This window comes from Pseudomonas sp. SIMBA_041 (genome assembly GCF_046535095.1).
Taxonomy (GTDB): domain Bacteria; phylum Pseudomonadota; class Gammaproteobacteria; order Pseudomonadales; family Pseudomonadaceae; genus Aquipseudomonas; species Aquipseudomonas mucoides.
Genome location: NZ_JAWRXJ010000002.1, coordinates 654,223 through 674,919 on the forward strand (window position 1 = coordinate 654,223; position 20,697 = coordinate 674,919).

Annotated in this window: 22 protein-coding genes; 6 read left to right on the plus strand and 16 right to left on the minus strand. The window is 59.4% G+C overall.

Annotated features, from left to right (window positions below; genetic code table 11):
* Positions 1-66 precede the first annotated feature (66 nt).
* From SB725_RS06730 to xerD, 6 genes are all read right to left on the minus strand, one after another.
* On the minus strand, positions 67-354 hold the full coding sequence (locus SB725_RS06730) for a DUF3509 domain-containing protein (protein ID WP_027924913.1): 288 nt from the start codon (positions 352-354) through the stop codon (positions 67-69).
* A 163-nt stretch (positions 355-517) separates the two neighbouring features.
* The gene (locus SB725_RS06735; RefSeq protein WP_059181563.1) at positions 518-1,870 is read right to left on the minus strand and encodes a transporter substrate-binding domain-containing protein; all 1,353 of its coding nucleotides are present in this window, start codon (positions 1,868-1,870) and stop codon (positions 518-520) included.
* Positions 1,871-1,991: 121 nt separating this feature from the next.
* A complete protein-coding gene (gene thrC, locus SB725_RS06740) occupies positions 1,992-3,401 on the minus strand; it encodes a threonine synthase (protein ID WP_059181564.1) in 1,410 nt (469 codons plus the stop codon).
* Between the two features lie 109 nt (positions 3,402-3,510).
* A complete protein-coding gene (locus SB725_RS06745; RefSeq protein WP_410921458.1) occupies positions 3,511-4,815 on the minus strand; it encodes a homoserine dehydrogenase in 1,305 nt (434 codons plus the stop codon).
* Between the two features lie 133 nt (positions 4,816-4,948).
* Positions 4,949-5,680: a bifunctional protein-disulfide isomerase/oxidoreductase DsbC gene (gene dsbC / locus SB725_RS06750; protein WP_010462985.1), complete on the minus strand. Its 732-nt coding sequence runs from the start codon at positions 5,678-5,680 to the stop codon at positions 4,949-4,951.
* Positions 5,681-5,887: 207 nt separating this feature from the next.
* Positions 5,888-6,784, minus strand: coding sequence for a site-specific tyrosine recombinase XerD (gene xerD, locus SB725_RS06755; protein ID WP_027924909.1), 897 nt, complete (start codon positions 6,782-6,784; stop codon positions 5,888-5,890).
* 106 nt (positions 6,785-6,890) lie between these two features.
* Here xerD and SB725_RS06760 point away from each other — a divergent pair, with 106 nt between their 5' ends.
* Positions 6,891-8,702 carry a cation:proton antiporter gene (locus SB725_RS06760; protein ID WP_059181565.1) on the plus strand — a complete coding sequence of 604 codons (1,812 nt, stop codon included), beginning with the start codon at positions 6,891-6,893 and terminating at the stop codon, positions 8,700-8,702.
* Positions 8,703-8,760: 58 nt separating this feature from the next.
* On the opposite strand, the gene rplS is transcribed toward SB725_RS06760, so the two are convergent.
* The 5 genes from rplS to ffh all read right to left on the minus strand — a co-directional run bounded on the left by rplS (position 8,761) and on the right by ffh (position 12,333).
* A complete protein-coding gene (gene rplS, locus SB725_RS06765) occupies positions 8,761-9,111 on the minus strand; it encodes a 50S ribosomal protein L19 (protein ID WP_003175895.1) in 351 nt (116 codons plus the stop codon).
* A gap of 45 nt (positions 9,112-9,156) precedes the next feature.
* Entirely contained in the window at positions 9,157-9,930 is a 774-nt protein-coding gene (trmD, locus tag SB725_RS06770) for a tRNA (guanosine(37)-N1)-methyltransferase TrmD (RefSeq protein WP_154503229.1), read from the minus strand.
* Positions 9,912-10,448: a ribosome maturation factor RimM gene (gene rimM / locus SB725_RS06775; RefSeq protein WP_008014731.1), complete on the minus strand. Its 537-nt coding sequence runs from the start codon at positions 10,446-10,448 to the stop codon at positions 9,912-9,914. Before rimM ends, trmD begins: the two co-directional genes overlap by 19 nt.
* A gap of 5 nt (positions 10,449-10,453) precedes the next feature.
* Positions 10,454-10,705, minus strand: a complete 252-nt coding sequence (rpsP, locus tag SB725_RS06780) for a 30S ribosomal protein S16 (RefSeq protein ID WP_007944872.1) — start codon at positions 10,703-10,705, stop codon at positions 10,454-10,456.
* A gap of 251 nt (positions 10,706-10,956) precedes the next feature.
* Positions 10,957-12,333 (minus strand): signal recognition particle protein, encoded by a 1,377-nt coding sequence (gene ffh, locus SB725_RS06785; protein ID WP_027924907.1) that lies wholly within the window; start codon positions 12,331-12,333, stop codon positions 10,957-10,959.
* Positions 12,334-12,528: 195 nt separating this feature from the next.
* Between ffh and SB725_RS06790 the strand changes: the two genes are divergently transcribed.
* The 3 genes from SB725_RS06790 (at position 12,529) to SB725_RS06800 (ending at position 16,113) form a co-directional block, all read left to right on the plus strand.
* Positions 12,529-13,341 (plus strand): inner membrane protein YpjD, encoded by an 813-nt coding sequence (locus tag SB725_RS06790; RefSeq protein ID WP_027924906.1) that lies wholly within the window; start codon positions 12,529-12,531, stop codon positions 13,339-13,341.
* 12 nt (positions 13,342-13,353) lie between these two features.
* On the plus strand, positions 13,354-14,589 hold the full coding sequence (locus tag SB725_RS06795; protein WP_027924905.1) for a transporter associated domain-containing protein: 1,236 nt from the start codon (positions 13,354-13,356) through the stop codon (positions 14,587-14,589).
* 210 nt (positions 14,590-14,799) lie between these two features.
* Complete coding sequence (locus tag SB725_RS06800) at positions 14,800-16,113, plus strand: MFS transporter (RefSeq protein WP_027924904.1); 1,314 nt, start codon at positions 14,800-14,802, stop codon at positions 16,111-16,113.
* 86 nt (positions 16,114-16,199) lie between these two features.
* Here the strand turns inward: SB725_RS06800 and purT are convergent, their stop codons facing one another.
* From purT to SB725_RS06825, 5 genes are all read right to left on the minus strand, one after another.
* Complete coding sequence (gene purT / locus SB725_RS06805; protein WP_027924903.1) at positions 16,200-17,381, minus strand: formate-dependent phosphoribosylglycinamide formyltransferase; 1,182 nt, start codon at positions 17,379-17,381, stop codon at positions 16,200-16,202.
* A gap of 99 nt (positions 17,382-17,480) precedes the next feature.
* Positions 17,481-17,948 (minus strand): preQ0 transporter, encoded by a 468-nt coding sequence (locus SB725_RS06810; protein ID WP_410921459.1) that lies wholly within the window; start codon positions 17,946-17,948, stop codon positions 17,481-17,483.
* A gap of 97 nt (positions 17,949-18,045) precedes the next feature.
* On the minus strand, positions 18,046-18,261 hold the full coding sequence (locus tag SB725_RS06815) for a DUF1289 domain-containing protein (RefSeq protein ID WP_027924901.1): 216 nt from the start codon (positions 18,259-18,261) through the stop codon (positions 18,046-18,048).
* The gene (locus SB725_RS06820) at positions 18,258-18,782 is read right to left on the minus strand and encodes a gamma carbonic anhydrase family protein (protein ID WP_027924900.1); all 525 of its coding nucleotides are present in this window, start codon (positions 18,780-18,782) and stop codon (positions 18,258-18,260) included. The genes SB725_RS06815 and SB725_RS06820 overlap by 4 nt, the downstream gene beginning before the upstream one ends.
* 53 nt (positions 18,783-18,835) lie before the next feature.
* Entirely contained in the window at positions 18,836-19,435 is a 600-nt protein-coding gene (locus SB725_RS06825; protein ID WP_027924899.1) for a CoA pyrophosphatase, read from the minus strand.
* 146 nt (positions 19,436-19,581) lie between these two features.
* On the opposite strand from SB725_RS06825, the gene SB725_RS06830 reads away from it, so the two are divergent.
* On the plus strand, positions 19,582-20,133 hold the full coding sequence (locus tag SB725_RS06830; protein ID WP_027924898.1) for an NUDIX hydrolase: 552 nt from the start codon (positions 19,582-19,584) through the stop codon (positions 20,131-20,133).
* 46 nt (positions 20,134-20,179) lie between these two features.
* Positions 20,180-20,683: a murein L,D-transpeptidase family protein gene (locus SB725_RS06835; protein WP_027924897.1), complete on the plus strand. Its 504-nt coding sequence runs from the start codon at positions 20,180-20,182 to the stop codon at positions 20,681-20,683.
* The last annotated feature ends 14 nt before the right edge of the window (positions 20,684-20,697 follow it).

The window sequence follows — 20,697 nt, forward strand, 5'->3', positions numbered from 1 at the left end:
ATGCTTGATCCTGCTGTTACATGGTCTGACTGACCTAAGCGCAGGAAGGTTCCCACAACAATCACGTCAATTTCTGCGAGCCAGCATTTTCTCCTGGGCTGCATTACGCAACGCCGCGATAACACAGGGCTCCAGCCGTCCTTCGGCAATGAGCACGTCGCGGTGCAATCCGTCGACGACATCGGTCAGCAGACGCTTGTCGGTCAACTGAGCCTGATTGAAGGCGCGTTCCACCACTATCGCGCCGGTCGCATTCTTCAACGTCACCAGGCATTCGCCATGGGCACCCGACGGGGTCAGCGTGACCTGATACGGGCTCAGTGCCTCACCGAGCAATAGACTGATACTTTCCATCTCGATCACCACTCAATAGTCCGAAAACAAAGTGCCTGGGGCGTGCTCACAGTTAATGACCACTGGCCCGAGAAGAAAGTTCTGGATTTCCAGGTGCAGGCGCGTCGGCGCCTCTGGTCGATAGAGCATGCACGGCAAAGATGACAGGGAAAAAACAGCCGCATCACTTACCCCGCCGCCTGTCTTTATCCGTCCAGCCTCCGAGTAGACCGCGCAATTGGCCATCGCCGCTGTAGAACGGCACCGTCCACTGATAGATATCCCTGACACCGTTCTTGAACTCCAATTGACGCTCAACGAACCGGGGCTTGCGTGTACTCAACAGGGTAATGAACTCTGCATGCAAGCGCTCTGCCGTCACTTTGGGCAGGAGATCGAGTTCGATCAACTGTCGCCCCTGAATCTGATCGAAACGGGTTGCCAGACTCTCTTCATAACTTTTGTTGCACATGATCAAACGCCCTTGCAGATCACGTACAAACACCGGATCGGGCATGGCATCCATCAAGGCATGCTGGAAGGCGAGTTGATCGTTGAGGTTCATCTCGTCGTTCAGGTGTTGCTGGTTCAAGCCGGCCAGGCGTCGGTTCCAGAGCAATGAAAGCAGACCAAAAAGACCGACGACAACCAAGCCCCAACACCCCCAATCGCTAAGCCGCTGCCAGAGGGTGGGCGTCTTCATTGATCCGATTCCGCTGAGCCACGTCAAGCGAATGGCCCGCAACTCGGCAGGTGGAAAGGCCTCAAGCGCCTTGTTGAGGATGCTCAGCAACGGCGACTGACCTTTGCGTACGGCCAGATGATCGGCCTCCCATTTGCCCTCCACCGCACGCCCGACCTTGAGTTGCCCCAGCGGATACAGCTGCGCCCCGATTTCATTTTCGATGGTGGCAAAGGCTTCACCGCTTTCAACCAATGCCCTGGCTTCGGCATAGGTTTTGACCGAGCGCAGTTCGATCGCCGGATAGTCGTGGCGAATCGTACCTTCGAGTGCATGCCGGGTCGGCAGCACCAGGACTTTTTTCGACAACTGCTCGAGGGACTGCACCAGAGGTTCTTCTGCCCGCCCCACGAACACCCAGCCAGCACCACCAAAGGCATGACTGAAATCCAGAAAGCCTTTGCGTTCGTCATTCACTGCCAGTGTCGTGCTCATGTCCGCGGCGCCGCTTTCCAGACGCCCGAGCATCTGATCAGTGGAAAACGATTCTTCGTGAACAAACTTCAAGCCTGTCATGGCACTGATGCGATTGAGCAGATCGTTGTTCAAGCCACTCCATCGGCCGTGCTCATCCTTGAACAGATACAACGGGTACTGCACCGATGCGACGGTGACTTGCGGGTGCTCGGCAATCCATCGCAATTCCTCTGCGTCGAGTTTGATCGTCGCATCGACAACCGCCTCCTTCGCCTCGGAATTCACCCATTGCGCTGCCAGCGCCGCGTGGGTAAAGCCCATGACACTGACTAAAAACATCCAGCACACGGCTGGTCCGAGCCTTTTGAAAAACTGCATTACCACTTCCTTCGCGATCAACTCGCCCGTCCTTCATGGGGCGAAAACGCAACAAGTGTGGCACGCAGAAATGAGAAAGCCCGTCAGGAGACGGGCTTCAAAATGTGACAGCTTTTAGCGGTTACAACGGCTTGCCACGGTTGCCATGCTGACTGACAAAGGCCTGCACGGCTTTCAGGTCGTTTGGCAACACGGTGCAACGCTCATCTCTCTCAAACAAATCAGAAAGATGTGTAGGGAGTTCAAGCGCTTTTCCTACACCCGCTTTCTGCACGGCATCCGGGAATTTGACCGGATGGGCCGTCCCAAGGATCACCATTGGAATGTCCAGACTGCGACGGCACTCGCGCGCAGCCTTCACGCCGATGGCGGTGTGCGGGTCCAGCAGCTCGCCAGTTTGTTCGTACACTTCGGCGATGGTTTCGCAGGTCTGTGCGTCATCCACGGCCAGGGAATCGAACAGCTTGCGGGCTTCGGTCCAGCGTTCCTGTTCGACGCTGAAACCGCCACCCTGCTTGAAGCTGTCCATCAGCCCGGCAATCGCTGCGCCGTTGCGACCGTGGAGGTCGAACAGCAGGCGCTCGAAGTTCGACGAGACCATGATGTCCATCGACGGCGACAGCGTGGCGTGCAGGGTTTCCTTGACGTACTGATTGCCGCTCATGAAGCGGTGCAGGATGTCGTTGCGGTTGGTGGCGACGATCAACTGATTGATCGGCAGGCCCATGTTGCGCGCCAGGTAACCGGCGAAGATGTCGCCGAAGTTACCGGTCGGCACCGAGAACGATACCGAACGCGCCGGGCCACCCAGTTGCAGCGATGCATAGAAGTAGTAAACGATCTGGGCCATGATCCGCGCCCAGTTGATCGAGTTCACCGCGACCAGGCGTGTGCCTTTGAGGAAGCTCTGGTCGGCGAAGCTCGCCTTGACCATTTCCTGGCAGTCATCGAAGTTGCCTTCGATGGCGATGTTGTGGATGTTCTCGCCGAAGATGGTAGTCATCTGGCGACGCTGCACTTCGGACACACGGTTGTGCGGGTGCAGGATGAAGATGTCGACGTTTTCGCAGTGCTTGCAGCCTTCGATGGCGGCCGAACCGGTATCACCGGAGGTGGCGCCAACGATTACCACGCGTTCCCCGCGCTTTTCCAGCACGTAGTCGAGCAAACGACCGAGCAGTTGCAGGGCAAAGTCTTTAAACGCCAGGGTCGGGCCGTGGAACAGCTCCAAAACCCATTCGTTGCCGTTCAGCTGACGCAGCGGCGCAACGGCGCTGTGCGAGAACACACCGTAGGTTTCTTCGAGGATTTTTTTGAAATCGGCGTCCGGGATGCTGCCGGTAACGAACGGGCGCATCACCCGGAAAGCCAGCTCGTGATACGGCAGGCCGGCCCACGAAGCGATTTCTTCCTGGGTGAATCGTGGCAGGTTTTCCGGGACGTACAGACCGCCGTCGGTGGCGAGACCGGCCAGCAGGACGTCTTCGAAATTCAGGGCCGGTGCCTGGCCGCGGGTACTGATATAGCGCATAGGGGCAAACCTTTGGTTTGAGCTTCAAGTTTCAAGCTACAAGCTGCAAGTAAAAGCCGGACTGCCTTTGACTTGCCGCTTGGAGCTCGCAGCTTGCCGCTGCTTTTGTTTAGTTCAGGTGCTCGACGCGGATCCGTACAACCGGACCGACCACACCCGTCAACGCTTCAAGGGCGGCAATCGCGTCGTTCATGCGCTGTTCCAGCACACGGTGCGTCAGCAGGATCATCGGCACCAGACCGTCATGCTCTTCCACTTCTTTCTGCATGATCGATTCGATGTTGATGCCGCGCTCCGAGAGGATGCTCGCCACCTGGGCCAACACGCCCGGATGGTCCTTGGCCTGAATGCGCAGGTAGTAGGCGCTTTCGCAGGCTTCGATCGGCAGGATCGGATGCGCCGACAACGAATCCGGCTGGAAGGCCAGGTGCGGTACGCGGTTTTCCGGGTCGGAGGTCATGGCGCGAACCACGTCCACCAGGTCGGCGATCACCGACGAAGCGGTTGGCTCCATGCCGGCACCTGCGCCGTAGAACAGGGTCGAACCGGCAGCATCGCCATTGACCATGACGGCGTTCATCACGCCGTTGACATTGGCGATCAAACGATCGGCCGGAATCAGCGTCGGATGCACACGCAACTCGATACCGGCCGCAGTGCTGCGAGCCACGCCGAGGTGCTTGATGCGGTAGCCCAGCGCTTCGGCGTAATTCACGTCAGCGGTGGTCAGCTTGGTGATGCCTTCGGTGTAAGCCTTGTCGAACTGCAGCGGGATACCGAACGCGATGGACGCCAGGATCGTCAGCTTGTGAGCGGCATCGATACCTTCAACGTCGAAGGTCGGATCGGCTTCGGCGTAGCCCAGGGCTTGCGCCTCGGCCAGCACGTCTTCGAAGGTGCGACCTTTCTCACGCATTTCAGTGAGGATGAAGTTGCCGGTGCCGTTGATGATGCCGGCGACCCAGTTGATGCGGTTGGCGGACAGGCCTTCACGGATCGCCTTGATCACCGGAATGCCACCGGCCACAGCCGCTTCGAACGCCACGATCACGCCTTTCTCGCGAGCCTTGGCGAAAATTTCATTACCGTGAACGGCAATCAATGCCTTGTTCGCGGTGACCACATGCTTGCCATTCTCGATGGCCTTGAGTACCAGCTCGCGGGCAACGGTGTAGCCGCCCATCAGCTCTATAACAATGTCGATCTCAGGGTTCGTGGCCACTTCGAAGACATCGTTGGTAATCGCAATACCGGTCGTCTGGAACTGAGGCTTTGGCGTGCGCATGGCAATTTGTGCCACTTCGATTCCACGCCCGGCACGACGAGCAATTTCCTCGGCGTTGCGCTGAAGTACGTTGAAGGTACCGCCACCGACGGTTCCTAACCCACAGATGCCTACTTTGACCGGTTTCACTGTGAACTCCCCATAAAACGGCCGACTCAAGGTCGGCCGTGAAAACAGCCGCGTGCTCGCGGCTCTCTATTAATGGCCTGGCGATGACGCTGCCGGACCACGATCGTCAATGGCTGACCGTGACGATGCGAATTTACTTCGCGCCCAATGCCAGTTTGGCGACTTGTGGCGCAGGCTGGTAGCCCGGAATGACCTGACCGTCGGCCAAAACGATGGCCGGTGTGCCGTTCACGCCGATCGACTGACCGAGGGCGAACTGTTTGGAAACCGGGTTATCGCACTTGGCGGCCTTGATTTCCTTGCCGTCGACCATTTTGTCCATGGCCGCTTTCTTGTCTTTCGAGCACCAGACCGCTTGCAGTTGCTCGTCACCCGGCGAGCCCAGGCCCTGACGCGGGAACGCGACGTAGCGCACTTCGATGCCGCGCTTGTTCAGCTCAGGCACTTCGGCGTGCAGTTTGTGGCAGTACGGGCAGGTGGTGTCGGTGAACACGGTAATGTGCGACTTGGTTTCACCGATGGCCGGGTAGACCACAGTTTCCGCGACAGGGATTGCGTTGACCAGTTTGGACACGCCCAGGCGTTCGGTCTTCTCAGTCAGGTTGACCGGTTTGCCGTCCTTGAGCTGGAACAGGTAGCCCTGAACCACATATTGGCCATCGGCGCTGGCGTAGAGCACGCGGCTGCCTTGCAGTTTGACTTCGTACAGGCCCGGCAGCGGACTGGCGGAGATGCTTTCTACCGGTACTTCGAGCTGGAGGTTTTCCAGGCTTTTACGAATGGCTTTGTCGGCCGCGTCATCGGCGACGGCAAAGGTGCTGACCAACGCAATGGCGGCGGCGGCGAAAATCTGGGTCAGACGCATGAGAACTCCTGAAGGCGGACAAATGGGACGATCAGAACGCCCGTGCCGAAACACCGGGTCATAACCGCCCATCGTACAAACCGGCAAAGCCTACCACATAAGGTCCGTGTGGCCGAATGCGCCTGATGCACGACATTTCGCTCACGGTGCACGACGCTTTATGTAGCGGCTGGCGCAGCCTGCGTCCGGCTGCTACAGAGTCCTGTGTTAACCGCGCGGGTGATGTTTGGCATGCAGGTCTTGCAAGCGCGCCCGGGCGACGTGGGTGTAGATCTGGGTCGTCGACAAATCGCTGTGGCCGAGCAGCATTTGCACCACACGCAGGTCGGCGCCGTGGTTGAGCAGATGCGTGGCGAAGGCATGGCGCAAGGTGTGGGGCGACAGCGACTTGCCGATCCCGGCGACCTTGGCCTGGTGCTTGATGCGGTGCCAGAAGGTCTGGCGGGTCATTTGCTCGCCGCGCTGACTGGGAAACAACACATCACTGGGACGACCACCGAGCAGCTCGCCACGGGCGTCGCGCATGTAGCGTTCGACCCAGACAATCGCCTCCTCCCCCATCGGCACCAGTCGCTCCTTGCTGCCCTTGCCCATCACCCTGAGCACACCCTGGCGCAGGTTGACTTGCTCCAGCGTCAGGCTGATCAGCTCGGTCACTCGCAAACCACAGGCGTAAAGCACTTCGAGCATGGCGCGGTCACGCTGGCCGATGGCCTCGCTTAGATCCGGCGCCTTGAGCAAGGCTTCTACGTCGGCTTCCGACAGGGATTTAGGCAACGGCCTCCCCAACTGAGGCATGTCGACGCGCAAGGTCGGGTCGACGGCGATCAGTTTTTCCCGCAGCAGATAGCGATAAAAGCCACGCACACCTGAGAGAAATCGCGCGGTGGAACGGGGTTTGTAGTTCTGCTCGAGACGCCAGGCCAGGTGATCGAGGATCAACTCGCGACCGGCATTGACCAACTCCAGGCCCTTCTCCTGCAGCCAGCCGTTGAACAGGGCCAGGTCACTGCGGTAGGCATCGCGGGTGTTGTCGGAAAGACCTTTCTCCAGCCACAGGGCGTCGAGGAATTGGTCTATCAGGGGATGATCGATAGCAGGCATGATCGCTCTAGACACGCAGTCTTGAGACAGCGTGCGAAAAAAGGGTGAACGGAATAAATGGCCGCTAGTCTTTCATAGCCCGCTACTTCAAGGAACAGGAGCTTCAATGAACGAACAGCAGATTCTGTTGGCGATTGGCGGTATCGGCGCAGCGGCGTTGGGTTGTCAGTGGCTGGCGTGGCGCCTGAAATTGCCGGCGATTCTTTTCCTGCTGCTCACCGGCATTCTGGTGGGGCCGATTCTGGGCTGGCTCGACCCGCAGGCCATGTTCGGGCCGCTATTGATGCCGCTGGTGTCGCTGGCGGTGGCGCTGATCCTGTTTGAAGGCAGCCTGACGCTGCACCTGTCGGAATGGCGCGAGATAGGTAGCGTGGTGCATCGACTGGTCACCATCGGCGCGCTCTCGACCTGGGTGGTCATCGCCGTCGCGACCCATTACCTGCTGGGTTTCGACTGGTTGCTCGCCATCTTGTTCGGCAGCCTGACGCTGGTCACCGGCCCCACGGTGATCGTGCCGATGTTGCGCGTGGTGCGGCCCAAAGCGTCGATCGCCAACATCCTGCGCTGGGAAGGCATCGTCATCGACCCGATTGGTGCCTTGCTCGCCGTGGTGGTCTACAGCTTCATCATCGCCAGCGCCGCGGGTGAAGGCTTGAGCCATAGCTTGCTGACCTTTGGCGGCGTGATTCTGTGCGGCGGCGTGTTCGGGGTGGCCGGTGGCTGGGTGCTCGGCATGATCATTCGGCGCCAGTGGCTGCCGGAGTACCTGCACAATCTGGCCGCACTGGCCGCGGTGCTGGGCATTTTCATTACCGCCAACGAAGTGATGCACGAGTCCGGACTGCTGGCCGTGACCTTGATGGGCATGTGGCTGGCCAACATGAAAGGGGTGGATGTGCGGCATATCCTGCACTTCAAGGAAAACCTCAGCGTGCTCCTCATTTCGGGGCTGTTCATCTTGCTGGCGGCGCGCCTCGATCTGAACGCCATGATCGGCCTCGGGCCGCTGGTGCTGATTCTGCTGCTGATCATTCAGTTCATCGCACGCCCCTTGAACGTGATGCTCTCCACCCTCGGCTCGAATCTGAGCTGGCGCGAACGGGCGCTGCTGTCGTGGATAGCCCCGCGCGGGATTGTCGCGGCGGCCGTGTCAGCGATTTTCGCGATTCGCCTGCATGAGGCCGGTCACCAAGGTGCCTTGCTGCTGGTGCCGCTGACGTTTGCCGTGATCATTGGCACGGTGGTGCTGCAAAGTGCCACAGCGCGACCGTTGGCGCGCTTGCTGAAAGTGGCTGAACCGGCGCCCAGCGGCTTTCTGATCGTCGGGGCCAACGCTCCGGCGCGAACCTTGGGCAAAGCCTTGCAACAACTGGGCAGTCGAGTGCTCCTGACGGACTCGAGCTGGGAAAATATTCGAGCGGCGCGCATGGAGGGCTTGCCGACGTACTTCGGCAATCCGGCGTCGCAGCATGCGGACGCGCACCTGGACCTGGTCGGGCTGGGACATTTGCTGACGCTATCGCCGTCCGGCGAACTGAACACACTGGCGTCGATGCGCTTTCGTCATGACTTTGGTCATCAACGCTTGTTCGGGCTGGCCAGCGGTCAGGAGAGCCGACGCACCGACAAGCATCGCGCCAGCCATGAGCATCGCGGGCGTTTGCTGGGCAATGAGGAGTTAACTTACGTAAAACTGGCCAATCAGCTGCATCAGGGGGCGGAGCTGTACAGCACGCATCTGACCGAGGGCTTTGGCTGGGAGGAGTATCAGGCGTTGCATGGTGAGCGGGCGACGTTGCTGTTTGCTCGCGATGACAGCGGCTGGGTGCATGTGGTGACGCCGGACAGTGCGCTTAAACCTTCGGCAGGGTGGACGGTGTTGGCATTGATTCAGCCTGAAGATAGCGCGGCAGCGTAAATCGCAGGCAACAAAAAAGCAGCCCGAAGGCTGCTTTTTTCTGCATCGGAAGCTGGACTTAAGCCAGTTTTTCCTTGATGCGAGCTGCTTTACCGGACAGGTCACGCAGGTAGTACAGCTTGGCTTTACGTACGTCACCGCGACGTTTAACGGCCATGCTGTCGATTTGCGGGCTGTAGGTCTGGAAAGTACGCTCTACGCCAACACCGTTGGAGATTTTACGAACGGTGAATGCACTGTTTACGCCGCGGTTACGCTTGGCGATAACAACACCTTCGAACGCTTGCAGACGCGAACGGTCGCCTTCCTTCACTTTCACCTGAACGACAATGGTGTCGCCCGGGGCAAAGGTAGGGATCTCTTTGGTCATCTGCTCTGCTTCGAGTGCAAGGATGATTTTGTTAGTCATGCTGTGCTCCTAAGGTAAATCGTCGGATCTACCATCGATACGTTGTTAACTATCGTCCCGCTCGCGGATGTATTCCTCGAGCAGCTTCTTCTCTTCTCCAGAAAGCGAGCGGCTTTCCAGAAGATCGGCGCGTCGTTCAAAGGTCCTACCAAGGGACTGCTGTAAACGCCAACGCCGGATATGCGCGTGATTGCCACTTAGCAACACGTCGGGAACACGCTGATCCGCATACACCTCCGGTCGGGTGTAGTGCGGGCAATCCAGCAAACCATCCGTAAAGGAATCTTCCTCGGCGGAGTCCGCATGCCCTAAAGCTCCAGGCAGCAGTCGTGTAACCGCATCGATCAGGACCATCGCCGGCAGCTCGCCGCCAGACAGTACATAGTCGCCAATCGACCACTCTTCATCGACATGAGCTTCAATAAATCGCTCGTCAATGCCTTCATAGCGGCCGGCAATCAGGATCAATGCATCCAGATTCGCCAACTCGCGCACCGCCGACTGAGTCAGTTGACGGCCTTGGGGGGACAGGTAAATTACCTTCGCCGCCTCCCCGGCTGCTGCTTTGGCCTGAACCAGAGCATCTTCCAGGGGCTTGATCTTCATCACCATGCCCGGACCACCGCCAAATGGGCGATCATCCACAGTGTGATGTCGATCCGTCGTGTAGTCTCGCGGGTTCCAACAGGTGAGCTGCAAGAGCCCCTGTTTCACCGCCCGACTGGTGATGCCGTACTCGCTGATGGCGGAGAACATCTCGGGAAACAAACTGATCACTTCTACGCGCAAGTTAGCCACGCTTAGAAGTCCGCATCCCATTCCACCTTCATCTCGCCTGCGGCAAGGTCGACGGCCAACACGCATTGCTCCGTATAGGGCAACAGGCGTTCGCGATCATCCAGGCTGCCAGCGCAAGGCTTGACCACCATTACATCATTGGCGCCGGTTTCCAGAAGATGATCGATTTTCCCGAGCAATTGCCCGAGTTGATCAATAACCTTCAGACCTTCCAGCTGGTACCAGTAGTACTCGCCGTCGGTCAATTCAGGGAACAGGTTGCGCGGCACACAGATCTCGTAACCGGCCAGAAGACGCGCTTCTTCACGATCATCAAGACCCTTGAGCTTCGCGACCAGGAACTTGTCGTTCCCACGTCCGCTGACCAGCTCGACCTGTTTCACATTGCCTTCGCGCTTGAGCGTCCAGGTTTTGTACTGCAACAGGTTTTCTGTCGGATCAGTAAAGGAATACACCTTCACTTCGCCGCGAACGCCATGAACCGAATAAATTTTGCCGATAACGATCAAATCATCAGCAACAGCTGGCGTCGCGTTCATATTGCTCAGGCCGCAGCCTTAGCCGCGTCCTTCAACAACTGAGCAACACGCTCAGAAGGTTGTGCACCAACGCTCAGCCAGTAGGCTACGCGCTCTTGGTTCACGGACAGACGGACTTCTTGACCACGAGCAACAGGGTTGAAGAAACCAACCTGTTCCTTGTGCGAACCGTCGCGCGGGTTGCGGCTGTCGGTTACGGTCAAGTGGTAAAACGGGCGCTTTTTGGAGCCGCCAAGGGCAAGACGGATTGTTAGCATGTGAACATCGTTCCTGTAGTCGGTGCTGCAAATCTAAAGGCACAGCGGGCATAGGTGCCCGAAAGGCCGCATATTCTAAGGAATATCCGGACTTTTGCAAATGACTTTTTCCGGCGGCCTATCGGACGCCATCCAGATTTGCTATAGAGCCGTCGTTGAAAACGGCCAGTCAGCTCCCGCCAAGTGCGGGTTTGCTGGAGATCCCACTTCCGTGTGGGGGTTGCGCCGACATGACTGCCGACGCGAATTCTTTACATCTTTGGCATGCCGCCGCCGGGCAACATACCGCCCATGCCGCGCATCATCTTGGCCATTCCGCCTTTCGCGGAGAATTTCTTCATCATCTTCTGCATCTGCTTGTGTTGCTTGATCAAGCGACCAATGTCCTGCACCTGAGTGCCGGAACCCATGGCAATCCGGCGCTTGCGCGAACCGCTGATCATCTCAGGGTCGCGGCGCTCGGCCGGGGTCATGGAGTTGATGATGGCTTCCATCTGCTTGAATTGCTTTTCTGCCGCACCCTGGGCATTGCCCATTTGCGCCAGGTTGACGCCGCCGATGTTCGGCAGTTTGTCCATGAGGCCGCCGAGGCCGCCCATGTTTTTCATTTGCTGCAACTGATCGCGGAAGTCTTCGAGGTCGAAGCCTTTGCCTTTCTTCAGTTTCTTGGCCAGTTTGTCGGCCTTGTCCTTGTCGAGGGTGGCTTCGGCCTGTTCGATCAGGCTGAGCACGTCGCCCATGCCGAGGATGCGCGAAGCAATACGCTCAGGGTGGAACGGATCGAGCGCGTCGCTCTTCTCGCCCATACCGATGAACTTGATCGGCTTGCCGGTGATGGCGCGAACCGACAGTGCGGCACCGCCACGGGCATCACCGTCGACCTTGGTCAGGATCACGCCGGTCAGCGGCAGTGCATCACCAAACGCCTTGGCGGTGTTGGCAGCATCCTGGCCGGTCATGGCGTCAACCACGAACAGCGTTTCGACCGGGTTGATCGCGGCGTGCAGCGCCTTGATCTCGCCCATCATCTCTTCGTCGATGTGCAGACGACCGGCGGTGTCGACGATGACCACGTCGATGAATTTCAGTTTTGCTTCTTTAATAGCCGCTTGCGCGATGTCGACCGGCTTCTGGCTCAGGTCGGACGGGAAGAAGGTCACACCGACTTCACCGGCAAGCATTTCCAGCTGTTTGATCGCCGCTGGACGGTAAACGTCCGCGGACACGACCATGACCGACTTCTTCTTGCGCTCTTTAAGGAAGCGCGCCAGCTTGCCGGCGGTGGTGGTTTTACCGGCGCCCTGCAAACCGGCCATCAGGATCACGGCAGGTGGAACGGCGCTCAGGTTCAGGTCTTCGTTGGCTGCGCCCATCAGGCTTTCGAGCTCGGCCTGGACGATCTTCACAAAGGCCTGGCCCGGCGTCAGGCTGCGCGACACCTCGGTGCCGACAGCGCGCTCCTTGACCGAATTGACGAAGTCTTTGACCACTGGCAAGGCGACGTCGGCTTCGAGCAACGCCATGCGCACTTCGCGCAGGGTGTCTTTGATGTTGTCCTCGGTCAGCTTGGCCTTGCCGGTGACATGGCGCAGCGTCTGCGAGAGACGGTCGGTTAAGTTTTCAAACATTGCGCGATCCTTTCAGGCCCTGTGTAGACCGGGATAATGGCGGCCCAGACCGGAATAAACATGTGCTCGGCGAGCCTGCGGCGTGGGCAGGTCGCGGATTATAGCGAAGACTGCGTCTGGCGGACACCTCACACTTTCGTGCAGCGGGGGTTCTATGCCAAACTCAGCGCCTTTCGGGCTTGCCTAACAGGATTTATGCTCCCCTTGTCACCCAGTTTGCTTACCACTCTCGCCGCCGCCTGCTTATATGCCGCTGCGACTCTATATCAGGGCTCTCGTCTGGCCACCGGCGCCAAGGCGAACAAGCGCCTGCTGGTCACGCTCGGCGTGCTGGCCGTACTGGCCCACAGCGCCAGCCTGTTCACCCACCTGCTGACGCCGATCGGCCTGGGCCTGGACTTTTTCAGCGCCGCCAGCCTGATTGCCGCAGCGGTCATCGCATTGACCCTGCTGGCCTGCTCGCGAATCCCGGTGGAAAACCTGCTCATATTGCTGTTCCCGTTGGGGGCCGCGACCGTGCTGCTGGCGCAGTTTGCGCCGGCCGGCACCGTACAGGTCATTGACGAAGAGCCGGGCATCCTCGCCCATATCCTCTTGTCGATCCTCGCTTATGGCATGTTCACCATCGCGGTGTTCCAGGCGCTGCTGCTGCTGGTTCAAGACCACCAGCTCAAGCACAAGCATCCCTCAGGGCTGATCAAGAACTTCCCGCCGCTGCAAACCATGGAAAGCCTGTTGTTCGGTTTCCTGTGGGCCGGCTGGACCCTGCTATCGTTGTCATTGATCTCCGGCTGGCTGTTTGTCGACAACCTGTTCGCCCAGCATCTGGTGCATAAAACCTTGCTGGCGTGCCTGGCCTGGATTGTCTTCAGCGTGCTGCTGTGGGGCCGTAACCGACTCGGCTGGCGTGGACACAAGGCGATTCGCTGGACTCTCGCCGGTTTCTGCCTGCTGATGCTGGCGTATTTCGGCAGCAAGCTGGTTCGTGAATACATCCTGCATATCTGACGAGCGGCATTAATGGACGACTTGCCCATAGGGCCGATGCTCGCTGTATTGGCCCTGCTGATTTTATGGTCGGGGCTGTTTACCGCCATCGAAGTGGCACAACAGCATTTGCTGGCCCAGCGCACCGCCTCGCGCTCAAGCGACAAACCGGTGGCGAAGCTGAGCTTTCCGCTCAACAGCCTGATTTTCTGCAATACCCTGTGTCGCGCGCTGGTCATGGTCATCAGCACCTTGCTGGCGATTTTCACTTGGTCGGCCAATGGTCCGTGGGCTGCCTGCATCGGTGCTGGCGCCGCACTGCTGATATTCGCCGACTACCTGCCGCGCACCTTCGCGACTCGCTACCCTGACGCCGTGCTGAACCTGGGCAACACCTTGCTCGGTGTTCCTCTGAAAATCATCTACCCGGCCGCCTGGCTGCTCAACGCCATCAGCCAATTGCTGATGCGACCGTTCGCCCGCAAAGTCAAAGTGGTGCAGCAGAGCGAAGATGAAATACCCGGGGATCGCCACGACGATCACGACCACAGTGTCTGCCGCCCGCACCCGCTGTCCGGCATCCACGCGCTGGACAACATCACGGTTAACGACATTCTGGTGCCGCGCAGTGACGTCGACGGCATCAACCTCGACGACCCGATCGAGGAAATCATCGAGCAATTGCGCCACAACAAGCGCACGCGCCTGCCGGTCTTCCACAGCGACATCAACCAGGTTGAAGCGGTGCTCAATACCCGGCACATTCGTCATTTGCTACCGGATGCCAGCCTGACCATGGAGGCGCTGATGGCGGCCAGCCATGACCCTTATTTCGTCCCGGAAAGCACCCCGCTGCAGCTGCAATTGCTGAATTTCCACAAGCAGCAGCGCCGCTTGGGCATGGTGGTCGACGAGTACGGCGAAGTGCTTGGCATCGTCACCCTGGAAGACATTCTGGAAGAAATCGTCGGCGAATTCGAAAGCCAGCACAGCCTGGACAATCCGCACATCCATCCGCAGGCCGACGGGCGCCTGGTGATCGATGGTGCGGCGTCAATTCGCGATCTGAACAAGAGCCTCGGTTGGCATCTGCCTAGTGACGGTCCGAAAACCCTTAACGGGTTGGTGACCGAAGCGCTGGAAACCATTCCGGACAGCGCGGTCTGCCTGAAGATCGGGCGCTACCGGCTGGAGATTCTGGAAACCGAAGATAATCGCGTCACGCGGGTGCTGATCTGGCATACCAGCTCGGTGCCAGCCATCCTCTAATCACCCCGCCCTCCCCCTGTAGCAGCTGCCGAAGGCTGCTACAAGGATTTGCGCTTGTTTGATCGTTAGGCGCCTTCCTATAATCGGAGCGCTTACCCAAGCCCCGCCCCACCCCTGTGCTACCCGCACTCCGCATCAAAACCCACATCCCTGGGTGTTCGACCATAATAATTCGCTCCACTGGGGCACATGACTGTCAGGGATAACCGCATGACGACCAGCACGACTTATACCGAAACCACGCCTGCGCCGACGAACTCCGCCACTCGGGTGGCCACCGCGAGCTTCATCGGCACCGCCATCGAGTTTTACGACTTCTACGTCTATGCCACTGCGGCCGCACTGGTGATCGGGCCGGTGTTTTTCCCGCAGACCTCCGGCACCGCGCAAATGCTGTCGGCGTTCCTCACCTTCGGCATCGCCTTTCTTGCGCGACCGCTGGGTTCAGCGTTATTCGGCCATTTCGGTGACCGTATCGGGCGAAAATCCACCCTCGTGGCCTCGCTGCTGCTGATGGGCGTCTGCACCACGTTGATCGGCGTGTTGCCGGGTTACGACAGCATTGGCGCCTGGGCACCGATCCTGCTGTGCGTGCTGCGCTTTGGCCAAGGCCTGGGACTGGGCGGTGAATGGGGCGGTGCGGCGTTGCTGGCGACCGAGAATGCGCCCAAGGGCAAACGCGCCTGGTTTGGTATGTTTCCGCAGCTTGGCCCTTCGATTGGTTTTCTGGCGGCAAACGGGCTGTTCCTGACCCTGGCCATGACCCTCAATGACGAACAATTCCGCTCGTGGGGCTGGCGGATTCCGTTCCTGCTCAGTGCCGTCCTGGTGATGGTCGGGTTGTACGTGCGCCTCAAGCTCCACGAAACCCCGGTATTCGCCAATGCCATGGCCCGTCAGGAACGGGTGAAAATCCCGCTGGTCGAGCTGTTCAGCCAATACTGGGCACCGATGCTGCTGGGCGCCGGGTCGATGGTGGTGTGCTACGCGCTGTTCTACATCTCGACGGTATTTTCGCTGAGTTATGGTGTGTCGACCCTCGGCTATACCCGTGAAACCTTCCTCGCCCTGCTGTGCTTCGCCGTGCTGTTCATGGCCGCCGCAACGCCGCTGTCGGCATGGGCCAGCGACCGTTATGGACGCAAACCGGTACTGATCATCGGTGGCGTGTTGGCGATTCTGTCCGGGTTCTTGATGGAACCGCTGCTGACTCACGGCTCGACCTGGGGTGTAGCGCTGTTCCTGTGCATCGAACTGTTTCTGATGGGCGTGACGTTTGCGCCGATGGGTGCGTTGCTGCCGGAGCTGTTTCCAACTCACGTTCGCTATACCGGTGCGTCGGCTGCCTACAACCTGGGCGGGATCGTCGGGGCCTCGGCGGCGCCATTCTTTGCGCAGAAACTGGTAGCGATGGGGGGTTTGAGTTATGTCGGAGGGTATGTGTCGGGGGCGGCGGTGCTGAGCTTGATTGCGGTGCTGTGCCTGAAGGAGACGCGTCACAACGATTTGAATCGGGTGGCCTGATAGATCGCCATCGCGGGCAAGCCCGGCGCCTACAGGAACCGCGTTCCCTGTAGGCGCCGAGCTTGCTCGCGATAGTCGCGCCTCGGTTACAGCTCTACAACAACAGCCTGAGCAGCACGGGTCGCTTTAGCCCGAGCCAATTCAATCGACTCATCCCGCGCCAACGCCACACCCATCCGGCGCTGACCATTCACTTCAGGCTTGCCGAACAAACGCAACGCCGTGTCCGGCTCGCTCAATGCCGCACCCAGGTTAGCGAAAGCGGTCTGGGTCGATTGCCCCTCCACCAGAATCACCGCCGAAGCCGAAGGCCCGAACTGACGGATCAACGGGATCGGCAGGCCCAGAATTGCCCGCGCGTGCAGCGCGAATTGCGACAGGTCCTGGGAAATCAGGGTCACCAGGCCGGTGTCATGCGGACGCGGCGAGACTTCGCTGAACCACACCTGATCCCCTTTGATGAACAATTCAACGCCAAACAGCCCACGACCACCCAAGGCTTCGGTCACGGCTTTGGCAACGCGCTCGGACTCAGCCAAGGCAACCGGGCTCATGGCTTGCGGCTGCCAGGATTCCTGATAGTCGCCCTTCTCCTGACGGTGACCGACCGGCGCGCAGAACGTGGTGCCGCCGACATGGCGTACGGTCAGCAGGGTAATTTCGTAGTCGAAGTCGATGAAGCCTTCGACGATCACGCGACCTTTGCCGGCACGACCGCCTTCTTGCGCGTAGTCCCACGCGGTTTTGACGTCATCGGCGCTGCGCAACAGGCTCTGACCCTTGCCCGACGAGCTCATCACTGGCTTGACTACGCACGGGAAGCCGAGGTCTTCAACGGCTTTGCTGTAGTCCTCGAAGGTGTCTGCAAAGTGGTACGGCGAGGTCGGCAGGTCCAGCTCTTCGGCGGCCAGGCGGCGGATGCCTTCGCGGTTCATGGTCAGTTGCGCGGCGCGCGCGGTCGGGATCACGTTGAAGCCTTCGGCTTCCAGTTCAACCAGGGTGGCGGTGGCGATGGCTTCGATTTCCGGCACGATGAAGTGCGGCTTCTCGGCTTCGATCACGGCACGCAGGGCAGCACCGTCGAGCATGTTGATCACGTGGCTGCGATGGGCGACTTGCATGGCCGGCGCGTTGGCGTAGCGATCCACGGCAATCACTTCAACGCCCAGGCGTTGCAGCTCGATCACCACTTCCTTGCCCAACTCACCACAGCCACACAGCAATACGCGGGTCGCGGTTGGCGACAATGGAGTTCCGATACGGGTCATCTCAGGTCCTCAAGAAGCGGATCATCGAGGGATGCGGCGCCTGGCGCGCTTCCCATGGGGAGAAAGCGCGGCATTTTACATGAACCGAAGGCTTTGGCTTCAGCTGACGACGGCCTGTTTGCGCAAGCGCCAGGCCATGATCAGCCACACGGCGGTCGCGCCGGCGAACTTCGAGCCCATGGCGGTGAGGATCACGCCCGGGGTGAAGGCGTCGATCATGCCGAAGAAGATGAAGGTATCGAGAGGAATGCTCAGCGCCGAACTTATCCACAGGCGATCGTGCAGCGGGCGCTTGGTGATGCTGAACACCAGCCAGTCGATGCACTCGGACACCGCGAATGCCGTGGCGCTGGCCAATGCGATGGACGGATCGGAAGTGACGTAGGACAGCACCAGCGCGGCCAGCATCGCGGCGATGGCGCCGTGGCCGAAGCGGGTTTGCACCATGTCGCGCAGCACGAACACCAGCCCACCCCAGGCCGACCAGATAATGTCGAGGTGCGGGGCAGTGGAAAAGGCGTAGTTGATCAGCACGACGCTGCAGATGTAGGCGATCAGGAAGAGCATGGGGCGTGGGGATACCTGTCAATTTGGCGCACAGATTACTTCAGCCCTGCCCAACTACCAAACCCGACTCAAACCCTGTAGCAGCGGCCGAAGGCTGCTACAGGTCTGGGGTTTTGCCGATCATCCAGAGCAGGCCGCTGGATTTGGCCCGCTCATGACACAACCCCAACACCGCGCGGCGCTCGTCGTTGGTCATTCGGCTCCAGCGGGTGATCTCTTCCACCGTGCGCTGACACCCGGTGCAAATGTCATCGTCGTCCAACGCGCAAATATTCACGCAGGGCGATAGAACCGGCCGTTCTGTGGCGCTCATTCTTCCTGCTCGGCCAGATCGCGGGCGTAGCGCTGCGAGTTATGCACATAGTGGGCGGCGCTGGCCTCGAGCATCTTTTTCTGCGGCTCGGTCAATTCCCGCACCACTTTGCCCGGCGACCCCATGACCAGCGAACCGTCCGGGATTTCCTTGCCTTCGCCGATCAGCGAATTGGCGCCGATGATGCAGTTCTTGCCAATCTTCGCGCCGTTCAAAATGACCGCATTAATACCGATCAAGCTGTAATCGCCCACGGTGCAGCCATGCAGCATGGCGTTGTGGCCGATGGTCACGCCGGTGCCGATGGTCAGCGGGTAGCCCATGTCAGTGTGCATCACGGTGCCGTCCTGGACGTTACTGTTCTTGCCGATCAGGATCAGTTCGTTGTCGCCGCGCAGCACGGCGTTGAACCAGACGTTGGCGCCCTCCTCCAGTTTGACCTTGCCCACCAGCACGGCATTGGGTGCGACCCAGCTCTGCGGATGGGTTTCGACGCGGGCGTCGCCCAGGCGATATTTCATCTTGTTGTCCTCAAGGCCTGGCAGGCTCGGTTCACGCCATACGAACGATGGCTTCAGGTGTTGATAAAACTCTTGGGCGGTTGATGCAGGCTGATTTTGGCGTCATAGAGCAGGTTGATCAACTCGACGATCATAATCGCCGTCAGGCCCCAGATCTTGTATTCGCCATAACGATAACTCGGCACGTACCAGCTACGGCCCTGGTAATCGATGCGGTGGGTGTGTTCGCGTGGATCTTTACGGAAGAATTCGAGCGGCACGCTGAACACCGCGGCGATCTCGGCATCGTTGGCCCGGTACTCGACGAAGTCCGGAATCACGCCGACATAGGGCGTGACCTTGATGCCGTGCAGGGAGATCAGCGGGCTGAGCGGGCCGATGACTTCGACCAGGCCCGGCGGCAGGCCGATTTCTTCTTCGGCTTCACGGAGCGCGGTGAAAATCAGGTCCGGGTCTTCGGGGTCTCGGCGTCCGCCGGGGAAGGCGACTTCGCCGCCATGGGTCGAGAGCCCGCTGGCGCGCAGGGTCAACAACAGTTCCGGTTCATCACTGCGAGTGATGGGCACCAGAACCGCGGCTTCGGGGAAACGTTTATCGGTTTCCAGCGTTGTCGGCGTGTGGTTGCTTACCCGATGAAGTAGCTCGTCCAGCATGAGTGCTCTCGATCTGTGCCTTACCCTGCATCATGCACCAATCGAACCGACCGCCCAACCCCATAAACACGGCATGTCGCTAAACGACAACTTGCCGACAGACACCGCCGCACGCCAAGATAGGCGCAGCATTCAGGAACCCAAGCATGAAATTTTGCAGTCAGTGCGGCAACCCGGTGACCCAGCGCATTCCCGAAGGCGATTCACGCCTGCGGTTTGTCTGTGACAGCTGCGATACGATTCATTACCAGAACCCCAATATCGTCGCCGGCTGTGTCGCGACCTGGGGTTCGAAGGTGTTGCTGTGTCGACGCGCCATCGAGCCACGGCGCGGTTACTGGACCCTGCCGGCCGGTTTCATGGAAAACGGCGAAACCATCGAGCAGGCGGCCATTCGTGAGACGGCCGAAGAAGCCTGCGCCCGGGTACGCAACCTGAGCATCTATACGCTGATCGACGTGCCGCACATCAGTCAGGTGCATGTGTTCTTTCGTGCCGAGCTTGCGGACCTGGACTTTTCAGCCGGCCCCGAGAGCCTGGAAGTGCAGCTTTTCGAAGAAGCCGACATCCCTTGGTCCGACCTGGCTTTCCGCACCGTGGGTCGTACCTTAGAATGCTTCTTCGCTGACCGGCGGACCGAGGACTACCCTGTGCGGTCCGAGTCGATCCCGCCACTTGCTCAGCCTGCCATCACTTAAAACATCTATAACTAAAATAGCCGACACCTCTAGGGATATCGTTTCAATGCGCTGGTTGCTTGCCGTGTTCTGTTTGTCGTTCGTCGCAATGTCGCAGGCTTCCGTAGCGGAAACCCTGGACGGCAAAGCCATCGAAAAAGTCCTGATTCTCAAGTCCGCCCACCAATTGCAATTGATCAATGGCGGCAAGCCGCTCAAGACCTATCGCATTTCCCTGGGCAAACATCCCAAGGGGCCGAAGCTGATGGAGGGCGATAAACGCACGCCAGAAGGCCTCTATTGGGTGGACTGGCGCAAAGTCAGCGACCGCTTCAATCTGGCGATGCACATCTCCTACCCGAACATCAGCGACTCCGCCCGTTCGCGGCGTGAAGGTGTCGATCCCGGTGGCATGATCATGATCCACGGCACCCCGGACACGGAAGATACCCCTGAAGACCTGTTCCACACCCTGGACTGGACCGACGGCTGCATCGCCATGCGCAACATGGACATGCGCGAAGTCTGGAACCTGGTACCGGACGGCACGATGATCGAAATCCGCCCGTAAACTCCGCCCCCCTC

Coding starts and splice junctions, on each gene's coding strand:
- SB725_RS06730 (WP_027924913.1), bottom strand. CDS start 354: ATGGAAAGTATCAGTCTATTGCTCGGTGAGGCACTGAGCCCGTATCAG.
- SB725_RS06735 (WP_059181563.1), bottom strand. CDS start 1,870: ATGCAGTTTTTCAAAAGGCTCGGACCAGCCGTGTGCTGGATGTTTTTA.
- thrC (WP_059181564.1), bottom strand. CDS start 3,401: ATGCGCTATATCAGTACCCGCGGCCAGGCACCGGCCCTGAATTTCGAA.
- dsbC (WP_010462985.1), bottom strand. CDS start 5,680: ATGCGTCTGACCCAGATTTTCGCCGCCGCCGCCATTGCGTTGGTCAGC.
- xerD (WP_027924909.1), bottom strand. CDS start 6,784: ATGCCTGCTATCGATCATCCCCTGATAGACCAATTCCTCGACGCCCTG.
- SB725_RS06760 (WP_059181565.1), top strand. CDS start 6,891: ATGAACGAACAGCAGATTCTGTTGGCGATTGGCGGTATCGGCGCAGCG.
- rplS (WP_003175895.1), bottom strand. CDS start 9,111: ATGACTAACAAAATCATCCTTGCACTCGAAGCAGAGCAGATGACCAAA.
- trmD (WP_154503229.1), bottom strand. CDS start 9,930: ATGGGATGCGGACTTCTAAGCGTGGCTAACTTGCGCGTAGAAGTGATC.
- rimM (WP_008014731.1), bottom strand. CDS start 10,448: ATGAACGCGACGCCAGCTGTTGCTGATGATTTGATCGTTATCGGCAAA.
- rpsP (WP_007944872.1), bottom strand. CDS start 10,705: ATGCTAACAATCCGTCTTGCCCTTGGCGGCTCCAAAAAGCGCCCGTTT.
- ffh (WP_027924907.1), bottom strand. CDS start 12,333: ATGTTTGAAAACTTAACCGACCGTCTCTCGCAGACGCTGCGCCATGTC.
- SB725_RS06790 (WP_027924906.1), top strand. CDS start 12,529: ATGCTCCCCTTGTCACCCAGTTTGCTTACCACTCTCGCCGCCGCCTGC.
- SB725_RS06795 (WP_027924905.1), top strand. CDS start 13,354: ATGGACGACTTGCCCATAGGGCCGATGCTCGCTGTATTGGCCCTGCTG.
- SB725_RS06800 (WP_027924904.1), top strand. CDS start 14,800: ATGACGACCAGCACGACTTATACCGAAACCACGCCTGCGCCGACGAAC.
- purT (WP_027924903.1), bottom strand. CDS start 17,381: ATGACCCGTATCGGAACTCCATTGTCGCCAACCGCGACCCGCGTATTG.
- SB725_RS06810 (WP_410921459.1), bottom strand. CDS start 17,948: ATGCTCTTCCTGATCGCCTACATCTGCAGCGTCGTGCTGATCAACTAC.
- SB725_RS06815 (WP_027924901.1), bottom strand. CDS start 18,261: ATGAGCGCCACAGAACGGCCGGTTCTATCGCCCTGCGTGAATATTTGC.
- SB725_RS06820 (WP_027924900.1), bottom strand. CDS start 18,782: ATGAAATATCGCCTGGGCGACGCCCGCGTCGAAACCCATCCGCAGAGC.
- SB725_RS06825 (WP_027924899.1), bottom strand. CDS start 19,435: ATGCTGGACGAGCTACTTCATCGGGTAAGCAACCACACGCCGACAACG.
- SB725_RS06830 (WP_027924898.1), top strand. CDS start 19,582: ATGAAATTTTGCAGTCAGTGCGGCAACCCGGTGACCCAGCGCATTCCC.
- SB725_RS06835 (WP_027924897.1), top strand. CDS start 20,180: ATGCGCTGGTTGCTTGCCGTGTTCTGTTTGTCGTTCGTCGCAATGTCG.